This is a genomic window from Pseudonocardia yuanmonensis (genome assembly GCF_039542425.1).
In the GTDB taxonomy this organism is placed as follows: domain Bacteria; phylum Actinomycetota; class Actinomycetes; order Mycobacteriales; family Pseudonocardiaceae; genus Pseudonocardia; species Pseudonocardia yuanmonensis.
The window spans coordinates 184,824-196,580 of the sequence record NZ_BAABIC010000012.1; the positions used below are offsets into that span (position 1 = coordinate 184,824).

The window sequence follows — 11,757 nt, forward strand, 5'->3', positions numbered from 1 at the left end:
AGGCCCGACGGGCCGCCGGTCGGCTCGGTCAGGGGGTCTTCACGGCGGGGTCGTCGGGCAGCAGGGAGTACATGACGACGTCGATCCGGCGGTCCTTGACGACGAGCCACTGCCGCAGCGTCCCCTCGGCCGTGAACCCGGCGGCCTCCGCGACCAGGGCAGACCCCCGGTTCTCCGGGTCCACCACGAGCTCGACGCGCGCCACGCCGGCCTCCCGCAGGCACCACCGCGCGAGCGTGCGCAGTGCGTCGCTGGTGAGGCCCCGCCCGCGCGCGGCGGCCGCGGTCCAGTAGCCGACGTGCGCGACCCCGTCCCGGATCCCGTGGGCGCCGATGCTCCCCACCGGGTCCCCGGTCGCGGCGTCGACGATCGCGAACACCGCGTCGCCCTTCTCCCACGCCTGCGGCGCGAAGGTCGTGACGTACCCGGTCGCGTCGGCCCGGGTGTAGGGCGACGGCACCGTGGTCCACCGCTGGATCTCGGCGTCCTGGCAGGCGGCGTACACGACGTCGGCGTCGTCCGCGGTCCACGGGCGCAGACGCACCTTCGTGCCGGTCAGCACGGGCTGCAGGTCTCGGACGGTCGTCATCCGGTCAGTGTGGCGGCTCCCCGCCCCGCCGGGTACGTGCCGACCGGCCCCCGTCACGGGAGCTCGGTGCGCTCCTTGGCGGCGAGCAGGGTGTGGAGGACCGCGTCCCGCCGCGCGGCCAGCTCGGCCGGGTCGACCCCGGCGAGCTCGGCGTCGACCCCCGCGACGAGCGTCTCGACCAGCCCCGGGGTGAGCGTGACCTGCCCCAGGTCGCGCCACCACTTCTCGGTCGGCGGCCCGAGGTGCTCGAGGACGTGCGCGATCCCGCCCGCCCCGCCGGACAGGTGCTGGTTCGCGAACGGCCCGAGCACCGCCCAGCGCAGTCCGGGCCCCTGGGAGATCGCGGTGTCGATGTCCGCGACGGTCGCGACACCGCGCTCGACCAGCGAGTACGCCTCCTGCCACAGCGCCGCCTGCAGCCGGTTCGCCACGTGCCCGGGCAGCTCCCGGCGCAACCGGATCGGCTTCTTCCCGACGGCGGTGTAGAAGGCCAGCGCCCGCGTCACCGTCCCCTCGGCGGTCCGCTCCCCCGGCACGACCTCGACCAGCGGGATCACGTGCGGCGGGTTGAACGGGTGCCCGACCACCACCCGCTCCGGGTGCGCCGGGCAGCCGCGCGCGATCGCCGACGGCAGCAGGCCCGACGAGCTCGACGCCAGCACGACGTCGGGTCGTGCGGCCTCGTCCAGCACCGCGAACAGCGCGTGCTTGACGTCCTCGCGCTCCGGGCCGTTCTCCTGCACGAAGTCGGCCTCGGCGACGGCCTCGGCCGGATCGGCGGTGAAGCCGAGCCGCTCCGGCGAGGCGCCCTCGACCGGCGCGAGCGTCGGCCAGAGCGTGGCCACCTCCGCCCGCAACCGCTCCTCGGCATCCGGCGACGGGTCCGTGGCGACGACGTCGAGCCCGCGGGCGAGGAAGTGCGCCGCCCAGCTGATGCCGATCACCCCGGTGCCGACGACGGCGACCCGCTCCACCCCCGCCGCGCTCACGCCCGGCTCCGGGCCAGCGCGACGAACGGGTCCAGCGACGTGGGATCGGCGAGCACGTCGCGGCTCGCCACGTCGTCGAGCGCCGCGCCGAGCAGGATCTTCTTCGCCGGCAGCTCCAGCTTCTTGCCGGTCCGGTTCTTCGGCACCACCGGCACCGCCTCGATCCGGTCCGGGATGTGCCGGGGCGAGAGCTCGGCGCGCAGCGCGGTGGAGATCCTGCGGCGCAGCGCGTCGTCGAGCGCGACGCCCTCGCGGAGCTGGACGTAGAGCTGCAGCTCCCCGTTGCCCCCGGCCGGGTCCTCGAGGTGCACGACCAGGCTGTCGACGACCTCGGGGAGCTCCTCGACGACCCGGTAGAACTCGGCCGTGCCCAGGCGGACGCCGCCCCTGTTCAGGGTCGCGTCGGAGCGCCCGGCGATCACCGCGCCGCCCCACGGCGAGAACCGCACCCAGTCCCCGTGCCGCCAGACGCCGGGGTAACGGTCGAAGTAGGTGTTCCGGTAGCGCTCCCCGTCCGGGTCGCCCCAGAAGCCGACGGGCATCGACGGCATCGGCGTGGTGATCACGAGCTCGCCCAGCTCGCCGACGACCGGCCGGCCCTCCTCGTCGAACGCCTGTGCGTCGACGCCCAGGCAGGGGCCGGAGATCTCGCCGACCCACACCGGTTGCAGCGGGCCGCCCTGCACGATCCCGGAGCAGACGTCCGTGCCGCCGCTGCCGACGTTGAGCAGCACGTCCGGCCCGAACTCCGCGGCCACCCAGCGGTAGCCCTCGGGCGGCAGCGGGCTGCCGGCCGCCCCGATCTGGCGCACCCGGGACAGGTCGAACTCCCGCGCCGGCCGCACGCCCTCGGCGCGGCAGGCCATGAGGTAGCCGGGGCTCGCACCCGTCAGCGTGGCCCCGGTCTCGGCGGCGAGCCGCCACTGCCAGCGGATGTCCGGGTGCAGCGGGTTGCCGTCGATCATCACGATCGAGGCGCGCACGAGCAGCGACGAGACCAGCGCGTTCCACATCATCCACGCGGTCGTCGAGAACCAGAGGATCCGGTCGCCGGCCCGCAGGTCCCAGCTCAGGCCGTGGTTCTTCAGGTGCTCCAGCAGGATCCCGCCGTGCGAGTGCACGATCGCCTTCGGCTTGCCGGTGGTGCCCGAGGAGAACAGCACGTAGAGCGGGTGGGCGAAGGGCACGGGGTCGAAGGCGAGGTCACCCGGCTCCGCGAGCAGCTCGGCCCAGGACACGGTGTCCGGCACCGGGTCCGGACCGTACGGGACGTGCACGACGTGCTCGACGGTCGGGAGCCCGGACCGGATCTCCGCCACCTGCGCGCGGCGGTCGATCTCCTTGTCGCCGTAGCCGTAGCCCGACACCGTGAGCAGTACCGTCGGCTCGATCTGCCCGAACCGGTCGACCACGCTCCGGGCGCCGAACTCGGGGGCGCAGCTCGCCCACACCGCGCCCAGGCTCGCCGTCGCCAGGAACGCGACCAGCGTCTCCGGGATGTTCGGCAGGTAGGCGACGACCCGGTCGCCCCGGCCGACGCCGAGCCGCTCCAGCCCCGCGCGGGCGCGGGCGACCTGTTCGCGCAGCCGGCCCCAGGTCAGCTCCTGCCGGTCCCGGGTCTGCGAGTAGGCCAGGACGGCGACCTCGGCGTCGTCGGCGCCCGTGTCGAGCAGGCCGACGGCGTGCTCGGCGTAGTTCAACGTCGCGCCCGGGAACCACTCGGCACCCGGCATCTCGCGGCGCCCGAGCACCCGATCCGGCGGGGTCGAGAACCGGACGCCGAAGAACCCGGCGACGGCGGACCAGAAGGCCTCGGGGTCGTCGACCGACCAGCGGTGCAGCCCCGGGTAGTCCTCGAACACGAGCCCTCGCTCGCGCTCGAGCCAGCCCAGGAACCGGCCGATCTCGGTGGTCCCGCGTACGTCGTCGGCGACCGGGCGGAGGAGTTCGGGGGCCTCACCCGTGATCTGCGTGCTCGTCATCGGCGGACCCGCCCGCCCCGGCCGGCCAGGAACGCGCGCATCCGCTCCTGCGCCTGCTCGCTGCTCCCCGCCAGCGCGGCGACCATCGACTCCATCAGGTAGCCCTCGGCCGGGTTGGCCTCGGCGATGCGCGGCAACGCCTGCAGCACCGCGAAGTTCGTGACCGGCGAGTTCGCGGCGATCGTGCGGGCCAGCTCGAGGGCCTTGGCCAGGCCCTCGCCCGGCCCGACGAGGTAGTGCGACAGCCCCAGGGCCTGTCCGTCCTCGGCGTCAAGGACCCGGCCGGTGAGCATCATGTCGGCCATCCGGTGCGCCCCGATGAGCCGCGGCACCCGCACGGAGCCGCCGCCGCCGACGAACAGGCCGTGCTGCCCCTCGGGCAGCGCGTAGAACGCGCTCGGCTCGGCCACCCGCAGGTGCGTGGCCGACGCCAGCTCCAGCCCGCCGCCGATCACCGCGCCCGTGAGGACGGCGACGACCGGCAGCCGGCCGCGCTCCATCCGCTCGAACGCGCGGTGCCACATCATCGAGTGCTCCAGGCCCTCGAACGCGTCCCGCTCGGTCAGCTCGGACAGGTCGAGCCCGGCGCAGAAGTGGTCGCCCTCGGCGTCGAGCACGACGGCCTTGACGCCGGCCGGCGGGGCGCTGAAGAAGGTCTCGATCCCGAGCACGGTCGGGTCGTCGAGCGCGTTGCGCTTGGCGGCCCGGGTCAGCCGGAGCACGGCGACGTCGTCGTGCCGCTCCACCTGCAACGACTTCGGCAGCAGGGCCTCGACCCCCTCGCCCGCCGGCTGCTCCGGCTGCGGTGCGGCGCTGGTCATGACGCTCCCTCCGGCCGCGACCCCGCCGCGACCCGTTCGATCGGATGCTGGTCGGCCGCGCGCCGGCGCAGGTCCACGCGGCGGATCTTGCCGGTGGCGTTGCGCGGCAGCTCCGGCACGAACTCGACGTACCTGGGCACCTTGTACCGGGCCAGCCCGGACTCGAGATGGGCGCGCAGCGCGGCCTCGGTCAGCGCCGCCCCCTCGCGGACCTGCACGTAGGCGACGCCCACCTCGCCCCACCGCGGGTCGGCGACCCCGACGACGGCGCACTCGGCGACCGCGTCGAGCTGCACCGCCACGGCCTCCACCTCGGCGGGGTAGACGTTCTCGCCGCCCGAGATGTACATGTCCTTCACGCGGTCGACGACGTGGGCCCAGCCGTCCGCCTCGACCCGCAGCACGTCCCCGGTCCGGAACCACTGCCCGTCGACCAGGCTCGCGGCCGTCTCGTCGGGGAGGTTCCAGTAGCCGGCGAACAGGTGCGGCCCGCGCACCACGAGCTCCGCCGGCTCGCCGCCGGGGACCTCGGGGCCCCCGTCGCGCAGCTGCGCGACGTCGGTGAAGAAGTGCGGCACGCCGACCGCCGTCGGGTGGGCGCCGGTGCCGTCGGGAGTGCTCATGTAGACCCCCGGCGACGCCTCGGTCATGCCGTAGCCCTGGATCAGCCGGACCCCGCGGTCCAGCCAGGCCCGCGCCACGCGCTCCTGCACCGGCGACCCGCCGTACTGGACCAGGGTGAGCGAGCTCAGGTCGGCCGCCGCCCAGCCCGGGTGCTCGCACATCATCTGCAACATCGTCGGCACCGCGGAGAAGCCGGTGATGCCCGCGGCCGAGATCCGCTCCAGCACCAGCCCGGGGTCGGCCTTGGGCAGCACCTCCACGCTGCCGCCCTTGAACAGCGTGGGCAGCGTGACCTGGCCCAGCCCGACGCAGTGGAACAGCGGGGCGATGCACAGCGCCCGGTCGGTGCTCAGCACGTCGACGTGGGCCAGGAAGTTGACGGTGTTCCAGGTCATGCTGCCGTGGGTGAGCACGGCGCCCTTGGGGCGGCCGGTCGTCCCGGACGTGTAGAGGATCAACGCCGGGTCGTCCAGCGAGACCGGCGGCTCGGCGTCCAGCACCGGACCCGCGGCGATCTCGGCCTCGTAGTCCAGGCGGCCGGCGCCGTCGTCCACCGCGCCGCCGTGCACCGCGACGACGTGGCGCAGTGCGGCCGGGCGCGAGCCGAGCGCGGCGGCGACCAGCGCGTCCGCGTCGACGCTGTGCACCAGGACGGCGGCGCCCGAGTCCTCCAGCATGAACCGGACCTCCGGCCCGGAGAGCCGGTAGTTCAGCGGGACCGCGATCGCCCCGAGCAGCCACGTCGCGAAGAAGGTCTCGAACACCTCGACGGCGTTCACGCCCACGTAGGCGACCCGGTCCCCCGGGCCCACGCCGAGCCGCCGCAGCGCCCCGGCGTAGCGCACCACGCGGTCGGCGAGCTCGGCGTAGGTGAGCGCGCGGTGCGGGTCGCTCAGCGCCGGGCGGTCCGGGGAGATCCGGGCGCGGCGCGCGGGCCAGGTCCCCAGGCCCGCGTTGGGGCCGGCGACGAGAGTCGGGTTCATGTCCACCACCGTTGGTGCGGCTGGGCCGATCGGACCGTGGAGCCCGCGCTCAGTCTCAGGCTCCTTGACACGCCATTAGTAACAAGAAGCTTGATATCGAGTCAAGCGGGCGGGGCCACGTCACGGTCCGCGCCCCCCGGCGGGACGGTCAACGACTCCAGGCACCGCTCGAGTGCGCTGCCGAAGGCCACGGCCTCCTCGGGGGTGAGCGAGGAGAGCATCCGCTCCTCGACGTCGTCGACCACCCGGTGGCACTCCTTCAGCAGCCGGACGCCGTGCTCGGTGAGCCAGGCGCGGAGGATCCGCCGGTTCGCCTCGTCCGGGCGGCGCTCGATGAGCCGGTCGCGCTCCATGGTCGCGATCAGCTGGTGCATGGCCTGCGGCGTGACGACGTGCCGCCGGGCCAGCTGCGCCGACGACAGTCCCTCGCGGGCCTCGAGGATGCTCAGCGCGGTGTACTGGTGCAGCGTCACCCCGAGCGGGCGCAGCACCTCCTCCATCCGCGCGCGCTCGGCCATCTCGAGGCGTTTCACCAGGTAGGTCAGGCGCTGACCGCGCCGGCCGGCCGGACGGGCCGCGATCCGTGTCATGCCGGGAGCGTATTCGTAAACCTGAGACGGGTCAGCCCATTGACCGCAGGTATCAAGTTCCTTACCATCGGCGCCCATCGAGGGCTCCGGTTCCGGGCCGGCGCCAGCCGCACCACTGCAGCACCGCAGGACACCGCAGTCAGGCCACCCAGCAGACAGGGCACCGCAATGACGCACCCCCACCCGCAGCCGCGGTCGCGCAGCCAGCTGCGCCGCGCCGTGCTGTCGAGCTACCTCGGCAGCGTGATCGAGTACTACGACTTCCTGCTCTACGCCACGGCCTCGGCCGTCGTGTTCAACAAGGTCTTCTTCGCGAACCTGGACCCGCTGGTGGGGACCGTCGCGAGCTTCGGCACGCTCGCCACCGGGTACTTCGCCCGGCCCCTCGGCGGCGTCCTGTTCGGACACTTCGGCGACCGGCTCGGCCGCAAGCGGATGCTCGTGCTGAGCATGACGCTGATGGGCGTCGGCAGCACCCTCATCGGCCTGCTGCCGACCTCGGCGCAGATCGGCGCGTGGGCACCGGTCCTGTTGGTGCTGCTCCGCGTGGTGCAGGGCGTCGCCGTCGGCGGCGAGTGGGGCGGCGCGGTGCTGATGTCCGCCGAGCACGCCACCTCGCGGCGCGGGCTGTGGGCGAGCTTCACCAACGCGGGCGCGCCGAGCGGCATGGTGCTGTCCACGCTGGTCCTGGCGGTGTCCGCGAGCGCCACCGGCGAGCAGGCCTTCCTCGCGTGGGGGTGGCGGATCCCGTTCCTGCTCAGCGTGGTGCTGCTCGCCGTCGGCCTGTTCGTGCGGGCGCGGGTCGCCGAGACGCCGGTGTTCGCCGAGGCCGCACGCAACCGGCCCGCGACGCCGCCGCTGCTCGACGTGCTGCGCAACCACCCGCGCAACCTGCTGCTGTCGATCGGCGTCGGCTTCGGCGCGTTCGTCGCCCAGGGCACGCTGACGACCTTCGTCATCTCCTACGCGGTCCAGGCCGGCTTCCCGCGCCAGACCGTGCTGAACGCGCTGACCGTCTCCTCCGTGGCCGCGATCCTCGGCATCGTCGGCTTCTCCGCGCTGTCGGACCGCTTCGGGCGCCGCCCGCTGGTGCTCGCCGGCGCGGTCGCGATGACGGCCTGGGCGTTCCTGCTGTTCCCGCTGATCGACAGCGGCTCGACCTTCCTGCTCGTGGTCGCCGTCGTGGTCGGGCAGGGCGTGGTGCACGCGTGCATGTACGGCCCGCTCGCCGCGCTGTACACCGAGCTGTTCTCCACCCGGGCCCGCTACACCGGTGCCTCGCTCGGGTACCAGATCGCCGGGATCGGCGCGGGCATCGGGCCCGTGGTCTTCGCGTCGGTGCTCGCCGGGGGCGGCGGCACGATCACGGTCTCGATCATCATCGCCGCGGGCTGCGTGCTGACGATCGCCTGCATCCTCGCCCTCCGCGAGACCGCCACCATCGACCTGACCGACTCGGCGGACACCTCGGTTCCCGCCGCCCGCACCTGACGAGCGCACAGTGGGGCGGTGCCCGGCGACCACCGTCGCCGGGCACCGCCCGTGCCGGTTCCGGACCGGCAGACCGTCTCCCGGGGACCGGAGCGACGGCGGGAAGCGGAACGACGGCGGCGCCGGGCGATCACCCCGCCTTGGTCTCCTCACGCCACTGCTCCACCAGCGAGCGCTTGAACCGGTTGTTGGAGGGGACCTCGATCCCCTTCTCCTCCGCCCACTGCCGCAGCTGCTCGCGCTCCTCGACCGTCAGCCCGGTGCTCGTGCTGACCGGCGCGTGTCCCCCGCGCCTCGCGGCGGACCGCAGGTCCGGGATCGACGCGTCGACCCGGCCCGCCTCGATGTAGGGCTGGAGAAGTTGCAGCAGCTTGCGGTACTCCGGCCCCGCGAGGTCGATCTGCACGCGCATCTGGTCGATGTTGAGCTCGTGCGACTCGACGTCCTGCTCCGAGCCGGTGAGGTCGCAGAACCGGATCTCCCGGATACCCATCGATCAGTCCGCCTCGTTCGTGGCGCGGCTCGCGCGCTTCCTGCCCGGCGCCCCGCCGGCCTCCTTCGCGGCCTCGCGCGCGGCCTCCTTGGCGGCCTTGCGCAGGGCCGCGAGGGTCTGGCCCGACAGCGCCTTGGAGGCCACCGAGTCGCCGATCTGCCGCGGCGTCATGCGGCCGCGACCGGTCTCGGCGAGGTAGCTCTGCCCGTCCGGACCGGTCCGGTACTCCAGGTTCGAGGCGACCCGGTGGAACCGGGTCCGACCCCGCTGCCGCACGCCCTCCCACCGCTCCACCTTCACGGCGAGCTGGCAGCACGTGCAGGTCAGGCGGCGGACGAACAACCCCTCGTCGTCCACCTCGGTGAAGTGGATCCCCGCCTGCCGGATCGTGGGGAACAGGTGCCGGCCGCGTTCCCGGCACGCCAGCACCTCGTCGGAGACCCGGTCGACGTAGAGATCGACGTCCTCGTCCGACGCCCGGACGATCCCCGTCTCCTCCAGCTGCTCGCCCTGGATCGACTTCGGCAGATCGGACTGCCCCTCGGCCACCGGCCACTCCTTCCGCTGTGTCCCCTGTGCAGTGTCGCGGTCCATCGCGGTCCGCGGAACCAGCAGATCACATCATCACCGCCGATCGGGCGCCCGTCCGGGCCCATCGGTCCGTGCCGATCGGTGGTCGGCGACCTCCTGTCCACCGCCCTGCCGCAACCGGGCGCGAGCCATCGCGCGGGCGTCGCCGGGGCCGGCCACAGCGCCCGCACAGGTTCACCGGAGCCGCTACCGACGTCGGCTCCGTACCGTGGACGCCGTCCCGACCGACGTGGAGGACCTCGTGACACGACCGTCCGCACCCCGGCCGCCCCGCTACGAGGGGCGGGTGCTGCCCCGGCCCGACGACGAGCTCCAGGACCAGGGACTCGGCTTCGACCTGACGACGCTGGTGGGACGCCGGCGGGTGTTGCGCGCGCTCGGCCTCGGCGCGGTCGCGCTCGGTGCGGCGGCCTGCGGCGCGGGCGACACCACCACGGGCGACACCACGAGGGGCGGCACCACGGCGGCAGGCACCACGGGCGCTGCCCCGACCGGATCGTCCGAGATCCCCGACGAGACCGCCGGCCCCTTCCCCGGCGACGGCTCCAACGGCCCGGACGTGCTCGCCGAGAGCGGCATCGTGCGCAGCGACATCCGGTCCAGCATCGGCACCGGGACCGGCGTGGCCGAGGGCGTCCCGATGATCCTCGAGCTGGCGGTCGTCGACATCGCCCGCGGGACCGTGCCCTTCACGGGGGCCGCCGTCTACGTGTGGCACTGCGACCGCAGCGGCGGCTACTCCCTCTACTCGGAGGGGCTGGAGGACGAGAACTACCTGCGCGGGGTGCAGATCGCCGACGCCACCGGCACCGTGCGCTTCACCAGCGTGTTCCCGGCCTGCTACCCCGGGCGCTGGCCGCACGTCCACTTCGAGGTCTTTCCGGACGGCGCGAGCATCACGGACGCCGGCAACGCCGTCGCGACCTCCCAGGTCGCCCTGCCGCGGGAGGTCTGCGAGCAGGTCTACGCCCGGCCGGGGTACGAGCGGTCCGCCGCGACCCTGTCCCGGGTGGGCCTCGAGAGCGACTCCGTCTTCCGCGACGACGGCGGCGCCTCCCAGCTCGCCTCGGTCACCGGCGACGTGACCGGCGGCTACACCGTCTCGCTCGCCGTCGGCGTCGACCCGACCACCACCCCGCGTGCGGGCGGACCCGGCGGTGGGGACGGCGCGCCCCGCGGAGTGCCGCCGTCCGGCGGTGGCCCCGGCGGCTGATCGCGGCGCGCCGGGCGGCCCGTCGGGCAGGATCGGGGCATGGGGGACGAGCGGCCCGGGATCCGGGTGGGGGACGCGGAGCGCGGCGAGACCGAGACGTGGCTGCGGACCGCGCACGTCGAGGGACGGCTCACGCTCGACGAGCTGTCCGAACGCCTCGAGCGGTGCTGGTCCGCCCGGACCCGGGCCGACCTCGACGAGCTGACCGAGGACCTGCCGCGGCCCGGGGAGCCGCTCGTGCCGGTCGCGGCCGATCTCCCGGCGGCGCCGCCGCGGACCGGCAGGCGCGGGCTCGCCGACCGGGCGGGCAAGGCCGTGGGTTCCCTGGTGCTGCTCGGCGCGGCGGTGGTCGGTGTGGGCGCGGTCGTCACGGCCGACCACGGCACGACGGTCTTCGGCCGCACCGTGGTCCAGGTCCCGGCGGGCGCCACGGAGGTCGAGGTGGGGACGTTGTTCGGCCGGACGACCGTGGTGGTCCCGGACGGCGTCCCGGTCACCACCTCCGGGGTGATGGTCTTCGGCAGCACGGACTGCGCCGCGGCGTGCGCGACGGCCGGCACCGCCACGGTCCGGCCGGTCGACGTCCGGGCCCGGGGCGCGTTCGGGAAGGTCGAGATCGTGACCCGGTCGGAGGTCGCCGCCGGCGGGCTGGACCGCGACGACCGGGACGACGACCGCGACGACGACTGAGAACCCCGAACCTCGCCGCTCCTGCAACGTTCTCCTTGTTCGCTGCAACATCCGAGCCATATGCTGCGCACGTGGGTGTCGCCGATCACGGTCCGCGCGGAGCGCACCCGCCCGCCCGGGAGGCGGTGCGGCTGGCCCGGCGGGCCTTCATGGCCGGTGAGCGCATCGACGTGCAACGCATCGCCGCCCAGCTCCGCATCGACCGCACGACCCTGTTCCGCTGGGTCGGGAACCGGGACCAGCTGCTCGTCGCGGTGCTGACCTCGCTCGCCGACCCCACGCTGCGGGACGCCGCGGCCGCCGCCCCCGGCTGCGGACCGGAGCGGATCGGGCGGATCCTGCGCGACTTCTCCCAGGCGCTGATCGACGCCCCGTACTACCGCTCCTTCCTGCAGCGCGACACCGAGCGCGCGCTGCGACTGATCACGACGAAGGCCAGCCCGCTGCAGCAGCACGTCGTCGGCGCGGTCGAGCGGCTGCTCGCCGAGGAGTGCAGCCGCGGGCACATGGGCACCGCGATGCCGCTCGGCGACCTCGCCTACCTGGTGGTCCGGATCGCCGAGTCCTTCATCTACGCCGACCTGCTCACCGGCGACCCGCCCGACGCCGCCAAGGTCGAGCTCGCGGTCACCGCCCTGCTGCACGGCGCGGCCCGCGTCGGAGACCCCCGGCCCGCCGCCGCGTCGTCCACCCCCTGACCC

12 protein-coding genes are annotated in these 11,757 nt (G+C 74.3%); 4 read left to right on the forward strand and 8 right to left on the reverse strand.

What is annotated here, in order from left to right:
- Positions 1 to 28: 28 nt before the first annotated feature.
- The 6 genes from ABD990_RS19120 to ABD990_RS19145 form a co-directional block, all read right to left on the reverse strand.
- Complete coding sequence (locus tag ABD990_RS19120) at positions 29 to 589, reverse strand: GNAT family N-acetyltransferase (RefSeq protein WP_345381945.1); 561 nt, start codon at positions 587 to 589, stop codon at positions 29 to 31.
- A 53-nt stretch (positions 590 to 642) separates the two neighbouring features.
- Positions 643 to 1,578 carry a 3-hydroxyacyl-CoA dehydrogenase NAD-binding domain-containing protein gene (locus tag ABD990_RS19125; protein ID WP_345381946.1) on the reverse strand — a complete coding sequence of 312 codons (936 nt, stop codon included), beginning with the start codon at positions 1,576 to 1,578 and terminating at the stop codon, positions 643 to 645.
- Positions 1,575 to 3,560: an acetoacetate--CoA ligase gene (locus ABD990_RS19130; RefSeq protein WP_345381947.1), complete on the reverse strand. Its 1,986-nt coding sequence runs from the start codon at positions 3,558 to 3,560 to the stop codon at positions 1,575 to 1,577. The genes ABD990_RS19125 and ABD990_RS19130 overlap by 4 nt, the downstream gene beginning before the upstream one ends.
- Positions 3,557 to 4,381, reverse strand: coding sequence for a crotonase/enoyl-CoA hydratase family protein (locus ABD990_RS19135; protein ID WP_345381948.1), 825 nt, complete (start codon positions 4,379 to 4,381; stop codon positions 3,557 to 3,559). The genes ABD990_RS19130 and ABD990_RS19135 overlap by 4 nt, the downstream gene beginning before the upstream one ends.
- Positions 4,378 to 5,988: an acyl-CoA synthetase gene (locus ABD990_RS19140; protein WP_345381949.1), complete on the reverse strand. Its 1,611-nt coding sequence runs from the start codon at positions 5,986 to 5,988 to the stop codon at positions 4,378 to 4,380. Before ABD990_RS19140 ends, ABD990_RS19135 begins: the two co-directional genes overlap by 4 nt.
- 101 nt (positions 5,989 to 6,089) lie before the next feature.
- Complete coding sequence (locus ABD990_RS19145) at positions 6,090 to 6,578, reverse strand: MarR family winged helix-turn-helix transcriptional regulator (protein ID WP_345381950.1); 489 nt, start codon at positions 6,576 to 6,578, stop codon at positions 6,090 to 6,092.
- A gap of 168 nt (positions 6,579 to 6,746) precedes the next feature.
- Between ABD990_RS19145 and ABD990_RS19150 the strand changes: the two genes are divergently transcribed.
- Positions 6,747 to 8,069: an MFS transporter gene (locus ABD990_RS19150; RefSeq protein WP_345381951.1), complete on the forward strand. Its 1,323-nt coding sequence runs from the start codon at positions 6,747 to 6,749 to the stop codon at positions 8,067 to 8,069.
- A gap of 130 nt (positions 8,070 to 8,199) precedes the next feature.
- Here the strand turns inward: ABD990_RS19150 and ABD990_RS19155 are convergent, their stop codons facing one another.
- Together ABD990_RS19155 and ABD990_RS19160 are read right to left on the reverse strand one after the other, a co-directional pair.
- Positions 8,200 to 8,562: an Lsr2 dimerization domain-containing protein gene (locus tag ABD990_RS19155; RefSeq protein WP_345381952.1), complete on the reverse strand. Its 363-nt coding sequence runs from the start codon at positions 8,560 to 8,562 to the stop codon at positions 8,200 to 8,202.
- Between the two features lie 3 nt (positions 8,563 to 8,565).
- Positions 8,566 to 9,111, reverse strand: coding sequence for a hypothetical protein (locus tag ABD990_RS19160; RefSeq protein WP_345381953.1), 546 nt, complete (start codon positions 9,109 to 9,111; stop codon positions 8,566 to 8,568).
- Between the two features lie 283 nt (positions 9,112 to 9,394).
- Here ABD990_RS19160 and ABD990_RS19165 point away from each other — a divergent pair, with 283 nt between their 5' ends.
- From ABD990_RS19165 to ABD990_RS19175, 3 genes are all read left to right on the forward strand, one after another.
- Entirely contained in the window at positions 9,395 to 10,366 is a 972-nt protein-coding gene (locus ABD990_RS19165) for an intradiol ring-cleavage dioxygenase (protein WP_345381954.1), read from the forward strand.
- Positions 10,367 to 10,405: 39 nt separating this feature from the next.
- A complete protein-coding gene (locus ABD990_RS19170) occupies positions 10,406 to 11,056 on the forward strand; it encodes a DUF1707 SHOCT-like domain-containing protein (RefSeq protein ID WP_345381955.1) in 651 nt (216 codons plus the stop codon).
- Between the two features lie 71 nt (positions 11,057 to 11,127).
- Positions 11,128 to 11,754: a QsdR family transcriptional regulator gene (locus ABD990_RS19175; RefSeq protein ID WP_345381956.1), complete on the forward strand. Its 627-nt coding sequence runs from the start codon at positions 11,128 to 11,130 to the stop codon at positions 11,752 to 11,754.
- The last annotated feature ends 3 nt before the right edge of the window (positions 11,755 to 11,757 follow it).

Coding starts and splice junctions, on each gene's coding strand:
- ABD990_RS19120 (WP_345381945.1), bottom strand. CDS start 589: ATGACGACCGTCCGAGACCTGCAGCCCGTGCTGACCGGCACGAAGGTG.
- ABD990_RS19155 (WP_345381952.1), bottom strand. CDS start 8,562: ATGGGTATCCGGGAGATCCGGTTCTGCGACCTCACCGGCTCGGAGCAG.
- ABD990_RS19170 (WP_345381955.1), top strand. CDS start 10,406: ATGGGGGACGAGCGGCCCGGGATCCGGGTGGGGGACGCGGAGCGCGGC.
- ABD990_RS19130 (WP_345381947.1), bottom strand. CDS start 3,560: ATGACGAGCACGCAGATCACGGGTGAGGCCCCCGAACTCCTCCGCCCG.
- ABD990_RS19135 (WP_345381948.1), bottom strand. CDS start 4,381: ATGACCAGCGCCGCACCGCAGCCGGAGCAGCCGGCGGGCGAGGGGGTC.
- ABD990_RS19150 (WP_345381951.1), top strand. CDS start 6,747: ATGACGCACCCCCACCCGCAGCCGCGGTCGCGCAGCCAGCTGCGCCGC.
- ABD990_RS19140 (WP_345381949.1), bottom strand. CDS start 5,988: ATGAACCCGACTCTCGTCGCCGGCCCCAACGCGGGCCTGGGGACCTGG.
- ABD990_RS19145 (WP_345381950.1), bottom strand. CDS start 6,578: ATGACACGGATCGCGGCCCGTCCGGCCGGCCGGCGCGGTCAGCGCCTG.